The 17,653-nt window shown below is 47.4% G+C and carries 13 protein-coding genes; 5 read left to right on the top strand and 8 right to left on the bottom strand.

Going from position 1 to position 17,653, the window contains the following annotated elements; all coding sequences use genetic code 11:
• Window positions 1-458 precede the first annotated feature (458 nt).
• A complete protein-coding gene (locus tag OX890_RS06360; RefSeq protein ID WP_006085940.1) occupies window positions 459-1,373 on the top strand; it encodes a L,D-transpeptidase family protein in 915 nt (304 codons plus the stop codon).
• A 94-nt stretch (window positions 1,374-1,467) separates the two neighbouring features.
• Here the strand turns inward: OX890_RS06360 and OX890_RS06355 are convergent, their stop codons facing one another.
• Complete coding sequence (locus OX890_RS06355) at window positions 1,468-2,295, bottom strand: N-acetyl-ornithine deacetylase (RefSeq protein ID WP_006082905.1); 828 nt, start codon at window positions 2,293-2,295, stop codon at window positions 1,468-1,470.
• A 217-nt stretch (window positions 2,296-2,512) separates the two neighbouring features.
• Between OX890_RS06355 and OX890_RS06350 the strand changes: the two genes are divergently transcribed.
• Both OX890_RS06350 and OX890_RS06345 read left to right on the top strand, forming a co-directional pair.
• Window positions 2,513-3,931 carry a M16 family metallopeptidase gene (locus OX890_RS06350; protein WP_259581837.1) on the top strand — a complete coding sequence of 473 codons (1,419 nt, stop codon included), beginning with the start codon at window positions 2,513-2,515 and terminating at the stop codon, window positions 3,929-3,931.
• On the top strand, window positions 3,928-5,559 hold the full coding sequence (locus tag OX890_RS06345; protein WP_268650275.1) for a M16 family metallopeptidase: 1,632 nt from the start codon (window positions 3,928-3,930) through the stop codon (window positions 5,557-5,559). Before OX890_RS06350 ends, OX890_RS06345 begins: the two co-directional genes overlap by 4 nt.
• A 36-nt stretch (window positions 5,560-5,595) precedes the next feature.
• Here OX890_RS06345 and OX890_RS06340 read toward each other — a convergent pair whose 3' ends face one another.
• The 7 genes from OX890_RS06340 to OX890_RS06310 form a co-directional block, all read right to left on the bottom strand.
• Window positions 5,596-6,276: a response regulator gene (locus tag OX890_RS06340; RefSeq protein WP_268650274.1), complete on the bottom strand. Its 681-nt coding sequence runs from the start codon at window positions 6,274-6,276 to the stop codon at window positions 5,596-5,598.
• A 100-nt stretch (window positions 6,277-6,376) separates the two neighbouring features.
• A complete protein-coding gene (locus OX890_RS06335) occupies window positions 6,377-7,990 on the bottom strand; it encodes an ATP-binding protein (protein ID WP_268650273.1) in 1,614 nt (537 codons plus the stop codon).
• Window positions 7,991-8,005: 15 nt separating this feature from the next.
• Window positions 8,006-9,526: a tripartite tricarboxylate transporter permease gene (locus OX890_RS06330; protein ID WP_011623841.1), complete on the bottom strand. Its 1,521-nt coding sequence runs from the start codon at window positions 9,524-9,526 to the stop codon at window positions 8,006-8,008.
• A gap of 2 nt (window positions 9,527-9,528) precedes the next feature.
• On the bottom strand, window positions 9,529-9,996 hold the full coding sequence (locus OX890_RS06325) for a tripartite tricarboxylate transporter TctB family protein (RefSeq protein WP_006082912.1): 468 nt from the start codon (window positions 9,994-9,996) through the stop codon (window positions 9,529-9,531).
• A 10-nt stretch (window positions 9,997-10,006) separates the two neighbouring features.
• Window positions 10,007-10,960, bottom strand: a complete 954-nt coding sequence (locus OX890_RS06320; protein WP_259574594.1) for a tripartite tricarboxylate transporter substrate binding protein — start codon at window positions 10,958-10,960, stop codon at window positions 10,007-10,009.
• 12 nt (window positions 10,961-10,972) lie between these two features.
• Complete coding sequence (locus tag OX890_RS06315; RefSeq protein WP_259576517.1) at window positions 10,973-12,253, bottom strand: OprO/OprP family phosphate-selective porin; 1,281 nt, start codon at window positions 12,251-12,253, stop codon at window positions 10,973-10,975.
• A gap of 608 nt (window positions 12,254-12,861) precedes the next feature.
• On the bottom strand, window positions 12,862-13,665 hold the full coding sequence (locus OX890_RS06310) for a bactofilin family protein (protein ID WP_268650272.1): 804 nt from the start codon (window positions 13,663-13,665) through the stop codon (window positions 12,862-12,864).
• Between the two features lie 282 nt (window positions 13,666-13,947).
• Here OX890_RS06310 and zapE point away from each other — a divergent pair, with 282 nt between their 5' ends.
• Together zapE and OX890_RS06300 are read left to right on the top strand one after the other, a co-directional pair.
• Window positions 13,948-15,243 (top strand): cell division protein ZapE, encoded by a 1,296-nt coding sequence (gene zapE / locus OX890_RS06305; protein WP_268650271.1) that lies wholly within the window; start codon window positions 13,948-13,950, stop codon window positions 15,241-15,243.
• A gap of 672 nt (window positions 15,244-15,915) precedes the next feature.
• Complete coding sequence (locus OX890_RS06300) at window positions 15,916-17,541, top strand: methyl-accepting chemotaxis protein (protein ID WP_268650270.1); 1,626 nt, start codon at window positions 15,916-15,918, stop codon at window positions 17,539-17,541.
• Window positions 17,542-17,653 lie beyond the last annotated feature (112 nt).

Below are 17,653 nucleotides of genomic sequence, written 5' to 3'. Positions count from 1 at the left end.
TTTGTCAGGTTGAGCATCACCCCGTTAGAAAAGTACTTTAAAAAAGTCTCGTAAACGCTGTTTTCGCGAAACCCATCAATTCAGCCCCCCTTAATTCGCTATCAAAGAAGACACTGTGCATAACGCCAATATTTTAGACGGAGCGATCACCATAGAAGCGTTGCAACACAGCAGCTTAGATCAGGGATTTGCAGCACATAGAACAATAAAGCAGGCACAGGGTTTAATGATAAGCCGAAATACTGACAATCTCAGTCGCCGATGAAAACCGTTAAAACAAAAATTAAGCGATAAATACGCTGTACGGATCATATTTCAGTTGAAATAATGTCCAAAATAAGGAAGGATGCGAGCTTCGCGCGCCAGTGCATTTTGCTCGTCAAATTGCCGCTCTCGTTTTAACAGAGAAAGCTGCGTTAAACACGCTTTTTTATTAACAGGAATCGTAGTATCCGCTTATGAGTATGCTTCGCACCACAGCTTTATTATTGACTTTGGTTTTCCCTAGTCTGTCCGCTTTAGCAACGGAATATCCTTTACCAGCCGCCCAAAGCAGGCTAATTGGCGAGAACCAGTATTATACGGTTCCAGAGGGTAAACACACTCTCGAAGATATTGCTGCCAAATACCAGCTCGGTCTCAGTAACTTACTCGAAGCTAACCCAGGTGTAGATCCATTTCTGCCAAAGCCAGGTAGCCAACTGTTAATTCCATTACAACTGATCCTGCCTAACGCTCCCCGTGAAGGCATAGTGATCAACGTGGCTGAAATGCGTTTGTACTACTATCCAAAAGGCAAAAAGACAGTTGAAGTCCTGCCTATTGGTATTGGCCAGATTGGTAAAGACACGCCAGAAAACTGGGTAACCTCAGTACAACGTAAGCGTGCCAATCCAACTTGGACACCGACACCACGCATTCGTAAAGAATATGCTGCTAAGGGTGAAATCCTGCCAGCAGTATGGCCAGCGGGTCCAGACAACCCTATGGGACTGTATGCGCTGTATATCGGTAATTTGTATGCGATTCACGGTACTAACGCGAGTTTCGGTATCGGTTTACGTGTGAGCCAAGGTTGTGTGCGTTTACGCCATGAAGATATCGAGCATCTATTCAAGACTGTACCTGTGGGCACCCGCGTACAATTCGTGAACCAGCCGATTAAAGCAACTGAAGAGCCAGACGGTAAGCGCTACTTAGCCGTGCATCAACCTCTGTCTCGCACTGTGGCTGAGTTTGAATCCAATGAGCCAGTCGCGATTTCATTACCTAGAGATATCGCCAAGTTTATCGCTAAAGCTGACACAAATTCTTCTGTGATCAAAAAGCTGCTCGATGAACGTACCGGTGTACCGATGCGAATTAACCAATAATTCACTGGCAAATATCACCTAAAAAAATACCCGCTATTAGCGGGTATTTTTTTGTCATTTATTAGATGATTAAACACCTAATAGAATAACAAGATCAATCACATAAAGGTGCACACAGGGCTAAGAAGTGAGTCATAGCAGCACTGTTTGCCAATACGCGTTGATCGAAGTTTTGCAGCGCTGGTGTTTCGGTACAAGCACCGACACGGGCACCACTTCGCACTAAACACGCTTCAAACGACGTATCGAAGTGATTGAAGATCAAGCCATCCTTCACAGGACACGCATCAATCTCGCCATCCACAGCAATCGGGAAATAACCGCCTAAGGTATCGCGCAAATCGAGGCTAAAGCGTCCTGGCACTTGGCTTGGCTCAAAAGAATACACATAGGCTTCACGGCTCAAGACATCTTCGTGGCAAGTTAAAATACCGTCACGGCAAGCGGCAATCAGTAACTGCGCATGATCTAACAACAACTTACCTTCCACCGACGTATGTTCGTTGGCTTTAGGTTTACCATTCTCAAATACAAAACCGCGATTTGGATTTTCACCGTATTTGTTAAATCTATGGCCGCGGCTGAATCCGGTTGGATTAACGAGGGGCAATAAACTCAAGTTCACCCGTTCAAATAGGTCTGCTGAAGCTTCACTCAAAAAATGCAGCAAACCCCAAGGGCCAGCAGATTCTTCGCCATGAAATCCTGCGCTGATCAATAAAGAAGGTAAGCCTGACTTAGCGGCGGGAGACTGATACAAGCTAACCTTGTATTTACCGACTTCACCCAAATTCTTTTCAACCATGCCCAAACGGGTCATTTCCTGCTCAAGCAGCAGATAAAAATTATCAATATCAGTGCTTTCACAGTTAAAAATATCGCTTTTCCACTGAAAGGATTCGAACGGGGATCTGCTTACCATATCTTGTACTTATGCCAGAAAAAGAACTGTGCCATCATAGCAGTTCTTTTTAAAAACTGAATGCTATTCAACTGATTTCGATGAAATCCGAGCAGTCGCTAACCACATCGCAATCGGTATCGATACCTGTTGATGGGTTAATCGCCACTTGGTAACGGCATTCAGCTTCGATGAGTTATTTAACGAATTCAAAAAATATGCTCGGCAGGATGCACTTATGAAAACTCACATCGCCTTTTTTATCGCCCTTGCGACCAGTGCTTTTAGCAATACGCTGCTGGCACAATGCAACGCCGAGTATGATGCACAAGCCTTATACGCGCTCGAAGCGAACCTAAAAACCTACACACTCGAAAATGGCTTGACGGTGCGGTTACTGCCCATGGCTGATAAACAGACAGTCACAATCGCCAGCCAATTTAATTTAGGCGCCCGCAACGAAGCTGAGGGCCAAAGCGGTTATGCCCATCTGTTTGAGCACATGTTATTTAAGGGCAGCGAAAATGCCCCCGGCGATACCTATGCCCAGCAGCTCAGTGCCTTAGGTGCACGTTTTAATGCCAGCACACATTTTGACTACACCAATTACTATGTGACGCTGCCAAGCCCAGCATTAGAACTGGGGCTGTATCTCGAAGCCGACCGCTTTATCCGTCCAAGCCTTAATGCCACTACCGTTAAAAATCAGCAGGAAACCGTACTGCAGGAAATGGCGCAAACCATAGATAATCAGCCCTATGTCCGCAGCGCGATGGCGTTCTTACTCGATCAAGTGCAAGGCACGCCCTATGGTCACGGTATTATTGGTAGTCGCGAAGATATCTTGCAAGCCACACCTGAAAGTCTCACCGCCTTTCACCGTGCTTATTATCGCCCCGACGCGATGCAGCTTTCCCTTGTCGGCAAGTTAAGCCCACAAACCCTGCAATGGATTGAGCAAGATTTGGCGACTTGGCCTAAACCAGCGACGACTAAGCCTAGATTCACTGAGCTGAACATCCAGCCTAAACAAGTGCATGCTGAGTTAGTCGATGAGCGCGGACCTTGGCCTGGATTACTGCTCGCTTGGCATACCGTAGGTAAAAATCATCCCGATGCGGCAGCGATTCAACTGCTCGAAGGCTATTTATTTCAAAATACCGCCAGTGCAATCGCGAAACTCAGCCAGCATAATCCCGCGCAGATGCTCAGCTATTCCCTGCCCTTTGAGCTAGAAAATCATGGGATTGCCAATATTGTCTTAGTTCCACGCGCTCGCACTTCACTCGATGCCTTAGTGGAAAAAGTGCTGGGGCTTGTCGCACAAACGCAACAAGAGACTCTGGATGAAACCAGCCTGTGCACACTTAAACAAGTGTGGTTAAACAATCGATTACAACAACTCAGTGACACCCAAGCATTAGCCACGCAGCTTTCGGCGACCTCAGTTCAAGATAAAGACCATCCCTTTAGCGCGCAGTGGCTGCGGATCAATGCTGTCACGGCAGGCGATATCCAAAGAGTCGCAAAACAGTATTTTACTCAAAACTATGTACGGGTCGACCTACTGCCACCTTGGTATATTCGCTGGGGAAAAACGCTGCTGGAATGGCTGCCTGGTGATATGAGCGACAGCCTAGAGGATGCGGTATTATGATGAACCTAACTCCTGTAACTCATAGACGACCTAAACAACTACAAAGCTTATTGTGCTGCGTTATGGCGTTATTACTGAGCGCCTGCCAGCAAACACAAATAGTCTTTACGCCGACTGAACCGCCAAGCTTAGCCAGCTTTGAAATACCCTATCCACTAGACAATCATTTACCCGAAAGCGGTGTCATCATCCCCGCAACGGATCCAATGTTTAGCGATGAAGTGCATACCGAGTTGGATTTACCCTATCAGTTACATAGACTTGCTTCAGTGCAAAGAACTCATGATCTAAGCAGTAATAGTCTAAGCAACAGGGTCAGTTTAGCGGCGATAAGTCCGCAGGCTCCCTTCAATAATCCCGATATTTTACAGATTGCCTTGCAAGAGAAAGCCCGCGCACTGGCCATTCATCTCGCAGATCCCTGCCTTGAGACCTTCAGTATTCGCGTCAGCTTGCATAGCATAAATCTAAGCCTCACCTGCCCTGACGATGTTAATCATATCTACGGTTTGCTAGTGCAATTTTGGCAGCCAAATACCTTTGTTGATGCGACAACCGCCCCCGTCGATATTGACAATATTCGCCGTCAACTCAAGCTCAATAAGCACTTGAATGCCTTTAGTGGCGCAGAGATAGATAAACTGTGGCGCGAGAAATTGCTCGGACCTGAACATCCCTACAATAAAGTACTCAATAATGATGCACTGTTCGATTCACTTAACCTAAAGCAGCTGCAACAGATCCAGCAGCAGGCGGCATCGCAAGCACAGTGGCATCTGTTTCTACCCAATATGCAGGCTAAAAACGCCAAATTTGATCTTCAAGCCAGCATAAAACTGTGGCCTCTGTTGACGACATCCTTACCTAAATCCTTGTCTAAATCGTCACCGCAAGCAGATAAGCGAGAAACAACCACACCTAAGCAAACCCAAAAGATTTACCTTATCGATGCGCCGGGAAGTGTGCAAACTCAAGTCCGCCTAGGCTATCGCATAGACTATCGCATAGACCATCCCATAAATCATGCCATAGGTCATACCATTGATAGTGAGTTAGGCGATATGTCCGAGACGAGTCAACTCAGTTCACAGGAAGTCGCCTTAAGCTGTCGCAGTTTATCCGCGCTGATGGGACGCAGTTTTTCGGGCAGACTCTATTATGATTTGCGGGAAAAGCGCGGCCTCACCTATGGCATTTACGGTCAATGTGCCAATGCACCGCTGTCCAGTAGCATCAAGTTTTACGGCAGTACAGCCATAGAACATACGGGTGCGTTTGTGGTGGGCATACTTGATCACCTCGCGCTCGTTAAAACCCAAAGTGCCAGCCAAGGCGAAATCAATGCACTTAAAACCTATTTGATAGGTGAGGATTTACTCAGCCAAGACAACAGCATTCAGCGTGAAAACCAATATCTCCAACAAGTTGCGACAGGATTAACTCAAGTTGATGTGCAAAAGCTAAATGCCGAGTTGCAGGCGCTAACGCCAAAAAGGCTGCAACAGTTAGCCAACGGGGCGTTTAGCGGTGAGCCATTGATTATCTTGCGGGGCGATATCGATAAAATAATCCCAGACTTAACCTCTAAGCTGCCAGAGTGGCAGCTTGAAAGGATCAAGGTGGACTAACTTCTTAAAGTAGAAAAGCAAAAGCTGAACAGAAGACTAGCGCACTCTGTGGTAGCAACGTTCGGGGCGGCCGATGGAACCATAACTCTGATCCGCCGCCAGCTCATTGCATTCCAACAAAAATTCTAAATAACGCCGCGCAGTAGAACGGCTAACGCCTAGCTTTTCACCCACCATTTGCGCCGTGAGTTTATCTTGCGGCTTAGCATCAAACACTTCACGGATTTTCTGTAGGGTCAATTGATCGACCCCCTTCGGCAAACGAGCGGCAGCCTTGGTCGTCCCTGTCGGCACTTCCATAAAGGCATCGACCACGGATTGAGTCAGCTCTTCTGTGGCAGAAAGTTTGAGCTGGCGACTCTCAAATCGACTCAAAGCTTGGTCTAACCGGCTCAAGAGTACAGGTTTCACCAAAAAATCGAACACCCCCAGCAGCATGGCTTTTTCTAAAATCTGCACTTCCTTGGCCGCAGTGAGCAATACCACTTCGCTGCGGATCCCTTGGCTGCGTAATTCTGCTAGTAAATTCAAACCATTACCGTCGGGTAAATACACGTCTAACAGTAAGAGGTCCGGCGTGATGGCGCCCAATAAAGATCGCGCCGTACTGATATCGCTGGCCATGCCAATCACTTTATAACGATTAGTCGAGAACAAATATTGCGCAACCAAATGGGCGACTTCGACTTCATCCTCGACGATGATCACTGTATGCATTAAACAATACCTACTTCAGGCAGAAGTTCAGGAAACAAATACGGTGCGGTTAACTCAGCAACACACACAACTTGGTCCGCAACAATCATGACGGTATGCATTAAACGGTACCTACTTCAGGTAAAGGTTTAGTGGGAATATACACAGAAAAACGCGCGCCACCTAAATCTGAGTCGGCGAACTCTAAGCTGCCATGGCAGGCACACAGGTAGGTATTGACGATATACATGCCCACTCCATGCTGCGTCCCTTGCTTAGAGCTGTAATCTGGATCGAATATCGTGCTGTACTCGGTTTTAGAAATCCCATCGCCGCTGTCTTCCACATCAAAAATCAGGTTAGAGGCGGTTTCATCTAAAGTTACGACCACGCGGCGGGGCTTATGATTGTTCGCCCTGTGCACGGCCTCAATGGCATTATCGATAAGGTTGCCCATAATCGACACCATCCGCTCAAGCATAATGGCGTCTTGCACATCGCTAAGTTGACTATCTGGGCTGATTTGAAACTCAATATTCAGCTCTTTCGCCTTGTGGTACTTACCCAAGAGTAATCCGGCTATCGTCGGCTCATGGATTTGCGACAGTAATAAATGGATTTGAGCCTGCCAACCTTGGCTTTCTTGGCCGATAAATTCGACCGCTTTGTCGTAGGCTTTGAGTTGCAACAAGGCGCCTAGAGTATGCAGTTTATTCGAGTAATCATGGGTTTGCACTCTGAGCATTTCGGCGAACTCTTGCACTTTGGCCAGTTGTTGGCTCAAGCGCTCAATTTCATCGGCTGGGCGCATCGTCAGTAGTAAGCCATCATTTTGATCCCGTACCTGAAACGGCACCCGCGACATCACCAGCCATTGCTCATTGGCAAATAACTCGAATCCCCTGATGGTTTTGTTTTGGTTCGTCAGTAGAAAGTCGGCGTGCTGCGGCAATAAATCACTCAACATCAGAGTATTAGGTTGGCAGGTCGGAGATAAAGCTAAAATCTCCCGCGCCCTTTGGTTCAACTTGCGGATACGGCCATCGGCATCCATTGCCACCACGCCCATTCGCACTGTGTTAAGAATCGCGTCCTGCTCGACGAATAAACGGCCAATTTCAGCAGGTTGCAAGCCGAACAACATCTCCCGCACTTGCCGTCCCATCCAAAAAGCCACCAGCACGCCCATCAATAACACCCCTAGGACTGTCATGATAATTTCAGGAATACGTTTATCGATTAACGCGCCCACGGACTGGCTCAAAAAGCCCACGGAAACCAAGCCGATAATCTGGCCTTGCTCGTCAAGCACTGGCACTTTACCACGAATAGAGCGACCTAAACTGCCCTGCGCCTCGGAGATATAAGACTCCCCTTCTAATGCCGCTTGGCTATCACCGCCCTCCATCTTCTTGCCAATTTTATCTGAATCTGGGTGCACGATACGGTATTTATGAGTATCGCCCACCACGATAAAATCGGCCTTAGACGCTAGACGTATTCCTTCTATCGCGGCCAGTAATTGGGGACTCGAATGCCCCGTTTTCAAAGCGGTAATCACATCGGTCCGTGTCGCGACCGCATGGGCCAGCCCTAATGCCTTAGCTCCCGATTGCTCAGTAATACTGCGACTCAAAATTTGATAGCTGATGCCGCCAAATAAGGCGCACAGCAACAAACTCAGGCAAGTCACCCCACTGATTAACCACGTTTCTAAGCGCTTAGGGCGTCTCATTAGCGTACCTTTACATTAAGAGGCTTTCGCCAATTTATCACTACGATGACTACGAATAAAACCGATCAATGGCACAGCCAGCATCGCAATTGCCACAATCAAGATAGTCAGTGTCAGCGGGCGTTCCCACAGGAAGCTCAAAGAACCATCGGAGGCGATCATAGCACGGCGGAAGTTACGCTCAATCATATCCCCAAGGATGAAGCCCAGTAGCAGCGGCGCCATTGGGAATGCCAGCAAACGTAGCACCACAGCGACAATCGCAAAACCTATCATCAAGAACAGATCGAAGGTATTAAATGAGACTAAATACACCCCAATCAAACTGAAGAACAGGATCATCACAGTCAGAATCGACTTAGGCAAAGCCAGCACTTTGGCAAAATAAGGGATCAGCGGTAAATTCAGCACCAGCAGAATAATATTGCCAAAATACATAGAGATAATCACAGACCAAAACACGTCTGGACGCTCTTGCATCAACATAGGGCCAGGTTGAATACCATAAGCGATCAATGCACCGAGCATGATGGCCGTGGTACCCGACCCCGGAATACCTAAGGTCAATAACGGGACAAATGAGCCAGTACAGGCCGCATTGTTAGCCGACTCAGGCGCCGCAACACCGCGAATCGAGCCCTTACCAAACTCATCGCGTTTCGCGCCGCGGGATAAATTACGCTCAGTGCCGTAGGCCATAAAGCTGGCAATCGTTGCGCCTGCGCCCGGTAATACCCCAATCAAAAAACCGAAAATCGACGAGCGACCAATCACAGGCGCTATCTCTTTCACTTCCTCTTTGGTTAAGCGAGTGCTGCCAATCGGCTGCGCCGAAAAGTTGATGTTTTCGGTCGACTTAGGCGGCTTAATCACATTCATTAAGGCTTCCGAGAGGGCAAAAGTCGCCATGGCGATTAACAGAAAACTGATGCCATCGAGTAAATCAGGCTGACCGAAGGTGAAGCGTTCCATCCCCGAGAAAGGATCGATCCCCACAGACGAGAGTAACAAACCTAAGTGAGTCATCATCATGGCCTTGAGGAAGTCGCCACGATTCGAAAACGCCGCAATGGCCGTCAAACCGAGGAACATCAAGACCACATAATCGCCCGATTGAAAGCTCAGTGATACTTGCGCTAATAATGGCGCCGCGACCATCAACATAATGGCGCCGATAGTGCCGCCGGTAAACGAAGCATAGGCCGCAATCGCTAATGCCTTACCTGCCATGCCTTTTTGCGCCATCGGATAACCATCGAATGACGTCGCAACCGTTCCTGCCACGCCCGGGGCGTTGATCAGAATTGATGAAGTCGACCCACCAAAAATAGCGCCGTAGTACACGCCCGCCATTAAGATCATGCCTGAGCTGGGGCCAATGCTGTAAGTCACAGGGATCATCAAGGCGATCGCTGTGATCGGCCCTAATCCCGGCAGCATACCGATCACTGTGCCGACCAAGCAGCCTAAGACCACATACATGAGGTTTTGCAATTCAAACGCGGTCGATAGACCAATAAACATTGCATCGAACATAGTTAACTCCAAAGAGAACCTGAGGCCAAGTAAATACCTAAGACTTGCGTCATCAACACCCAGAACACCAACACCACGGGCACAGAGGCGAGCAGCAAAATCTTAAAGCGGCGCTCTCCCATCAACCAAAATCCAGCGACCAAAAACAATAAGGTAGCGACAACAAACCCCAACGGTTCGAGTCCGGCGGCATACAAGACCATCAGCACAATCAGCGCCGCGGTTTGTTGTAAGGCGGCTTTTGTCAGCAGCGCCCCCCGCTGTTGAACCGTGTTTCCTTTCAGCAAGACGGCAACCAGAGAGAACAGACTAAACATCAGCCCCATGGCAGCATAAATCTTCGGCATAGTGGAAGACGTCACGACTTCAAATTCTTCAAACGGCAATAAGGGAATTTGCCATGCCAGCACGCCATATCCGGTAAACACGGCGACAAATAGCAAGGAACCAATCAGATCACGATTCAACATCTGTCACTCCTTACTTAATAAAGCCCAGTTGCAACATAGTGGCTTTAAGCTGTTGCTCCTGTGCTTCCAATGACTTAATGAATTCGGCTTGGGGTTCAAACAAATTGATCCAACCATTACGGGCACGCACTTGTTCCCATTCTGGCGTCTTAATCAGCGCCGCAAACTTGGCCACATACTCATCAACTTTGGCTTTAGGCGTATCGGGTGCCGCAAAAAAGCCGCGCCAGTTAGTAAACGTCATGTCATAACCGAGGGATTTAATCGTCGGAACCTCTGGATGCTCGGCAACGATTTCAGGTGCCGTCATAGCAAGGATCCGCCCTTGACCACTGCCTGCAATTTCTAACGCTTCACTGAATCCCGTCGACAATAAATCGACTTCGCCCGAAAGTAAGCCAGCCTTAGCTTGACCACCCGCATCGTAGGGAACATAACGTAAACGACCGCCATCTAAGCCCGCCGCCGCAATCGCTTGCGCCGCAACTAAGTGATCCATACTGCCGCGCGCCGAGCCGCCAGCGATATTGAATCTTTGTGGATCCGCCTTAAAGGCCGCCAACACATCGTCCCAGGTTTTCAACGGTGAATCGTTACGCACCACAAAGGCACCGTAATCGGCGACTATGCCAGCAACCGGCGTTAAATCACGATAACTAAACGGGATTTGCCCAGAAAGTGCACGGAGCACAATCGGAGTCGAGTTAACCAGTAAAATATCACCCTGTTTGTTTTTCGATTTGATCATAGAGGCAATCGCACGACCGCCACCGCCGCCCGAGAGGTTCTCAAAAGAGGCATTACCATCAATTTTCGACTTCACTAAGGCTTCACCGACGCCGCGCGCCGTAGTATCCCAACCACCGCCTGGACCGCCAGGAATGATAAAGTGGATATCAGCACTCGCCATGCCAGAGACACTCAGTAACAGCGCACTCATGACTAAAGATTTCATTTTCAACATGATTCATTACTCCTAAAACACGTATTGCAAACGGGCAGCAAAGGCATCACCCACATCTTCATTGCCGACTAAGGCAATCGTGCCAGCGCCATCGACGGAAGAATGGATGTAGTTAGCCATCACTTTGATTTTTGGATTGAAGTAGTAAGACACGCCTAAGGTATAGGTCTGAGCTTTAGTACCTTGGAAGTCGGAGCTCGCATCCACGCTAGAAAAACGTGCCGCCAATTCCCATGCATCGGTTACGCCCTTAGGCTGAGAAAACACCGCGCTGCCCTTGGAATAGCTGCGCTGTTCGCCCGTTAAGAAATAACTCGCCTGCAGGTAATACGCCTGATAACGCTCACCATCGAGCACTGACTGAGGATCTTGGGTGTTTAAACTGCGCTGGGCGTATTCGCCCTGCAACAACAAAGCATTATGTTGAAATGCCAGCTCTAAACCCGCTTGGTTTAGATTATCAATCGCTGCGGTTTCACCACCGGCGACATAGTTAATCAGGCGAGTATTAGTCTCGCGCAGTTCGCCGCGGGCAAAGCTGGCAGACAAGTCATCGCCGCCCATTTGACGTGCTGAGTACCACAAGCCCGCATGTAACACTTGGCCCGGTTCTTTGGCCTGTGACCAAGTCACTCGCGAGCTAAGGGCATAATTCAAATCATCGGTTTCATCTTTGCCATCGCTTCCAAAGGCATCGTTTTTATAAACACCCAAGGCGTAACGTAAACCTGTGCTTGGGAAATATTGATAGGCAGAAACACCCCAGCGGAAGTACGGCGACATAGTATCGGCGAGGCTAGAACGTTCGATCAGTGCAATGTGATTACTGCTGGTGAGCGCATCGAGGCTGATATCCTCACGCAACTTACCAAATTGCAGTTTAGGGCCATTCTCAAAACCCGAATAACGCATCCGAGCCATGACGATTTCAGCGGTATTTTCAGCAAATTCAAGCAACAGCTTGTAATCCCAATCCTGTAATTCGCCTTCAACAAAGGTTCGGACTCGGCGGGGGAAAATATCCTGCGCGCTACTGCCGTTATGTTCGGCGTTATAGGCACCATTGAAGAGGTTGTAATCGAGTTGAATGCGACCACCTATCTCAAAAGCTGGCGCGCTAGGCTTAGATGGAGTCACAGTGGCATTCGCTGCCTGCTGTTGTTTTAGCTGGTTAACTTCTTGAGTCAATTGGGTGAGTTGTGCTTGAAGCTCTTGTGGCGTTAAGTCTTGCGCATTCGCAAAACCAGTAAAAGCCACAGCGGTTGCCGCGGCAAGTAAGGTCAATCTAGGCATCAATGCCTCCTGTATTGCAGTCTGCCATTCCCTGTGGGAATGCCTGTGTTATTAGAATTGTGTCAGGTCTGTGACGGACTACTTCCTCGCCCAGAGGAGGAAATGTATCGTTAACATTTCGTTAAAGATATTTAACGCACTTAATCTTCATTAAGGGACTTAAGGTGACTAAAAATCATAAAGTTCATGAACAAAATGAACTTAACTCAATGGAAACGGCTTGAAGTGCACAAAACGGGTAAGAATGAGAGATAACTCAATGAAAATATAACAGGAATATTAGCGGACGCTGAATGTTAACAAATGAGTGAAATAGCAGAAAAATAGGACGAATTTACCCTTAGAACGTTAAATTAAGCATAGAAGCCATCCATAAAAGCAAAGCGCCGTTAAGCGCTTCTGAGGGAACTAGCAGCAATACTTGAAGAGATATTGAGTAGGATTGAGCAGGATATTGGGCGATAAGCATTAGCAACGATGAGCAAATAAGAATGGTCGAACAAAAAACACCAAATGCTCGACCCAACGATGCGAGTACCTATTTATTCGAGCTAATTGATTCAAGCTAATAAATTCAAGCTTATTGATTCGAGCTTATCGCTTAGCAATCAGAGCTTATTGCCTGCATTCTCGCTGGCGGGCGCGGTGCCATTATCACCCTGCGCCATCTGTGCATGGCCTTGTTCCATCTGCTGTAAATCTTCCATCGCCGAATCCTGCGATAAAGCCAGCGGATCGGGATCTGCGGATAACGCCGCCGTATTGTCGGCATTCGCGGTATCTGGCGCAGTCGTTTGTTCAGTCAGTAATGGATTGGCAGCCTTTTCAGCATCTAGCCCCTGTGCCACGGGAGACACCTCAGTATTGAGCGGACTATCACTCACATTCGGTAACCACTCACGCAATTGCTCGGGTCCAAAACTAAAGCCCAAGGCGATGACAACAGTTGCCGCAGCAACATACAACCAAGGGCGAATCGCCCGATTATCGCCTCTTAATGAACCGCTCTCACTGGCATATAGGTGCGCATCCGAGCGTTGAGCCGCTGGCGCGATCGCTTTTAGCATGTCAGGCAAGGCATCAAGCTCAGGGCCTTTAATCCGCTGACCAATAAACTGGCCACCTTCGTAAATCTCCATCTGATGGCTAGCAACTTCACCGTCAACCACACCAGAACTGGTAATAATCAACTTATTACAACAGACTCGACCACTAAATACGCCGCACACCCGCAACTCATCACAGCTGACTTCACCGGAGATCTCGCCGCCAAGTTCGATCTTAATTTGTCCCGCTGAACCAATCTTGCCCTGCAATTTACCCGCAATTAATGCCGTGCTCTCTAACTGGATGTCACCCTCAATCGAGGTTTGTGCACTGATAAAAGTAATGCCATTGCCTTTGCTAGCCATAGGATTCATTCCATATCATTATTTTTGTGACAAAGATGTTAAGGTAAAAATCCCCGAGAATAAAGCACTGGTTTCGTTTAGTATTTGACCTAAGCCTCAGAGCGAGATTTAAGTCACGCCAGCGACTATGTTACCCTGAGCATCTTGCAATATGGCTCCCGAGTACCTAAGTATGAGTAGCATGATGCCTCAAAAGGCGAGCGCTGATATCGCACTTAATCAAAGCTAAAGCACACACTGACTGCAGTAAACACCTTAAACAACCGCCAACGAGACCCCGACATGGCTCATTCAAACTTCGCTAGCTCGCAATCGATAACGCCAATGATGACGCCACTGGAAGTGTATCGCGCCAAAGTGAGCGAAAATCTAGTTGACGATCCGGCGCAACAACAGGCGGTGTTGGCGCTCGATATGTTATTTAAACACTTGATGCCACAACCCTATTCAGCACGCCACTCCCATTCACAATCCATCAAAGGCTTGTATCTGTGGGGCGATGTAGGTCGGGGTAAAACCTTTCTGATGGATTTGTTTTTCGATTGTTTGCCAAGTGAAGGCAAATTAAGACTGCATTTCCACCGTTTTATGGCGCGGATACACAATGCACTGCGTGAGCATTCGGGTAAACGCGATCCGTTAACCCTGATTGCTAAAAATCTCGCGAAAGAGTGCAAGGTGCTGTGTTTCGATGAGTTTTTTGTCTCAGACATTGGCGATGCCATGATACTTGCAGGGCTATTTGAGTGCCTATTCGAACAAGGTGTGGTGCTGGTCGCAACCTCTAATATTCCTATTGAGCGCTTATATGAGAACGGCTTAGCCAGACACAGATTTTTACCTTGTATCCAATTGCTGCAAACGCACACACAAATGCTACATCTCGATGGCAACCAAGACCACAGGATGCACGCCATCAATGCCGCATTAAACAACGGGATTGGCATTGATAGCGCTGAAATGAGTGCCTCGATTTCCCGCAATATCGGCATTACCGGAACACTCGATTTTGAGCAGATTTTTGACAAGCTAGTGAATGGGTTAACGCCAAATACACTCAGTATGAGCGCTGTTGGCATTAGCGGTTCTCACATTAGTGATAGCAAAATGAGCAATGCTAGCCTCACCATCTGTAACCGTGAAATCCCAGTGATCCGCGCAGCTTTAGAGCTCACAGACAACGCTGTTGCTTGGTTCGACTTTTATGCCCTGTGTGACGGCCCGAGATCCCAACTCGATTACATCGAAATCGCCAGTCGATTTAAGATCTTAATGGTGAGCGGTGTTCCCAAATTAGGCGGCGAAGTGAAAGGCTGGATCCGTGCCCGCGGCACGGAGGACGGCACAGGAGAAAACCAAGCCGCAGCTACGGGCGAGCGCAAACTCTCCTACGCCGCCAACGACGACCCTGCGCGACGTTTTATCAGCTTAATTGATGAGTTGTACGATCAAAATGTCAGCCTTTATCTCAGCTGCGACGTGCCACTGAGTGAACTCTACCAAGGTGGCGCACTTAGTTTTGAATTCCGCCGTACCTACAGCCGATTAATAGAAATGAGCCGACATGAATTAGCGTAAAAAAATTGATTATTTATCGCTTTGCAGAGACAACAAAAAGAGACAAGAAATAAGTACCAAAATTTTGTTCGAACTATTATTGGACAATCATTAGCAAAAAAATAAAAACGTCCAAAGGAACAGTGGATTACGAAGTAACTTATACAATCAGAATAGTAAAAGCTTGAATAACACCTTTAAAAAACTGGCATGACACATGAGTCTAAAGACCTAGATTGCCAATCTAAAACCTTATCAAATCAGCACAAAACTTCACTTTAACCATTTAGAATCAAAACACTAATCACAGCTCACTCCTTTATTTAGACTACTAACCTTAATAAAACCAGAGGCATTACTCCACTCAATTCAGCAATACGGTTTGCTAACCTAGATATTTAAGGTACGGTATAACTTAGTTTCAATTATGCTAATTTACGCCCTATAGGTTTTAATCAATTAAATTTACACTCTACGACAAGAAATTTTAAAAATATAATCTATAGTGTATTAAACCAAAGACTCATAGTTCCGACTCTGCGCAATAACGCTTAGTTTTAAAGTTAGGAAGCATAAGTTCGACTTTATTTACTCGAACTTTATGGCTCGACAGCAGTAGTTCGAAAGCATTAGTTTAAAAGCAGTAAGAACGACCTTAGACGGAACTAATTTAAATACAGGGACGATTCGCTTATGTGGTTACGACAAATTAAGATTGGCTCACGACTCATTACTGCGTTTGGCTTACTCGGTCTAGTATTGTTACTTCAGGGACTTATGTCTCTGCAAACTATGTCATCCATGCGAGTCTCCTCAGAAGAAATTGAAAAAAATACCCTGCCGACACTCGTAACGCTATCGAGCATCAATCTTAACGTGATGCGCGCTAGGGTATTTACATTTCGTCTATTACTCGCCGATTCGGCGGCTGAGCGCGATAAAGGGCTCGAAACCTTAAGGCAAATTCGCGAGAATATTAAAGCGGATCAAAAGGCCTACGAGCCTTTAATTAGTTTGCCTAGTGAGCAAGCCCTCTATCAGGATTTTAGTCATAATTTAGAGCTATATTTACAGAATCAAGATCAAATGATCAGTAAGCTGCAGTCCAATGACACGACTGAAGCTAAACGGATAATGGATGAAGTAATGACGTTACAAGCTGATAAAATAACTAAAACGCTTATCAGCATTGGCGACTTAAATACCGAATATGCAGGCAAACAGGGCGAGATCACCGCACAAGCCTACGAGGAAAGTAAGCTACTCAACAGCGTAGTGATAATAGCCTCCTTGATTGCCGCATTTGTCGTAGCCACACTGTTAACCCGCAGTATTGTGCAGCCGATGAAAGAAGCGGTAGATATTTCAGTGACGGTCGCAAGCGGTGATTTAACGCAGAAAATCCGTACAGATGGCAATGATGAAACCAGTCAGCTGATGCAGTCATTAGCAGGGATGCAGCAAAACCTGCGCGATACCTTATCCCATATAGCAAACTCCTCTAACCAGCTCGCCTCCGCCGCCGAAGAGCTCAATTCTGTGACTGAAGATGCTTCCCGCGGTATACAGCAACAAAATGATGAAATACAACAGGCTGCAACCGCAATTACCGAGATGAGTTCGGCGGTGGATGAAGTCGCTAATACCGCAGTCCTCGCTTCAGAGGCCTCAGAAGAAACCGCCCGCAATACTGAATTAGGTAAAAAACAGGTAGATCAAACCGTCGCTGCCATTATCGACATGAATCAGGATGTGACGCAAAGTTCGCAAATTGTCCAAACCTTAGCCATGCAAGCTGTCGATATTGGTAAAGTTTTAGATGTGATCCGCGCAATTGCAGAACAAACGAATTTACTGGCTCTCAACGCAGCCATTGAAGCGGCGCGAGCGGGCGATACTGGCCGTGGTTTTGCGGTGGTTGCCGATGAAGTGCGCGCGCTAGCCCATCGCACTCAGTCTTCGACCCGCGAAATTGAAGACATGATCAACAAGATCCAGCACGGCACCGAAACCGCTGTGCTATCGATGCAGCACAGTGGTCAAAAAGCGGAGCAAGCACTCGCTGTCGCAAGGCTCGCTGGGGATGCATTAAACACGATTAACACTCAAATCAGTACGATGAATAACAGCAATATGGTCATCGCAAGCGCCGCAGAAGAACAAGCCAAAGTCGCCCGTGAAGTCGATAAAAACATTGTGAACATTAGCGATCTCGCCAGCCAAAGCGCCGCGGGTGCCCAGCAAACCAGTGCATCGGCGCATGAACTATCAAGGTTAGCAGTTGAACTGAACAACCTACTGACGCGCTTTAAGGTATAAAGTCACCAGGTAAAGTCGTCTCGATTTAAGGCCAAAAGCCTCGCTTTTCGATTTGAGGTCAAATCTCGTTTTACAATGGGACCAGAGGGTAACGCACAAGATGTGCTAAAAG

The organism is Shewanella sp. DAU305, assembly GCF_026802235.1.
Lineage (GTDB): Bacteria > Pseudomonadota > Gammaproteobacteria > Enterobacterales > Shewanellaceae > Shewanella > Shewanella baltica.
Note: the sequence above shows the minus strand (reverse complement) of the source record. Positions and strands in the feature narration are given on the sequence as shown.

Excerpts from the sequence above, each read along its gene's own strand:
- zapE (WP_268650271.1), top strand. The coding sequence starts at position 13,948 with ATGGCTCATTCAAACTTCGCTAGCTCGCAATCGATAACGCCAATGATG.
- OX890_RS06345 (WP_268650275.1), top strand. The coding sequence starts at position 3,928 with ATGATGAACCTAACTCCTGTAACTCATAGACGACCTAAACAACTACAA.
- OX890_RS06355 (WP_006082905.1), bottom strand. The coding sequence starts at position 2,295 with ATGGTAAGCAGATCCCCGTTCGAATCCTTTCAGTGGAAAAGCGATATT.
- OX890_RS06300 (WP_268650270.1), top strand. The coding sequence starts at position 15,916 with ATGTGGTTACGACAAATTAAGATTGGCTCACGACTCATTACTGCGTTT.
- OX890_RS06360 (WP_006085940.1), top strand. The coding sequence starts at position 459 with ATGAGTATGCTTCGCACCACAGCTTTATTATTGACTTTGGTTTTCCCT.
- OX890_RS06310 (WP_268650272.1), bottom strand. The coding sequence starts at position 13,665 with ATGGCTAGCAAAGGCAATGGCATTACTTTTATCAGTGCACAAACCTCG.
- OX890_RS06340 (WP_268650274.1), bottom strand. The coding sequence starts at position 6,276 with ATGCATACAGTGATCATCGTCGAGGATGAAGTCGAAGTCGCCCATTTG.
- OX890_RS06335 (WP_268650273.1), bottom strand. The coding sequence starts at position 7,990 with ATGAGACGCCCTAAGCGCTTAGAAACGTGGTTAATCAGTGGGGTGACT.
- OX890_RS06315 (WP_259576517.1), bottom strand. The coding sequence starts at position 12,253 with ATGCCTAGATTGACCTTACTTGCCGCGGCAACCGCTGTGGCTTTTACT.
- OX890_RS06320 (WP_259574594.1), bottom strand. The coding sequence starts at position 10,960 with ATGTTGAAAATGAAATCTTTAGTCATGAGTGCGCTGTTACTGAGTGTC.
- OX890_RS06325 (WP_006082912.1), bottom strand. The coding sequence starts at position 9,996 with ATGTTGAATCGTGATCTGATTGGTTCCTTGCTATTTGTCGCCGTGTTT.
- OX890_RS06330 (WP_011623841.1), bottom strand. The coding sequence starts at position 9,526 with ATGTTCGATGCAATGTTTATTGGTCTATCGACCGCGTTTGAATTGCAA.
- OX890_RS06350 (WP_259581837.1), top strand. The coding sequence starts at position 2,513 with ATGAAAACTCACATCGCCTTTTTTATCGCCCTTGCGACCAGTGCTTTT.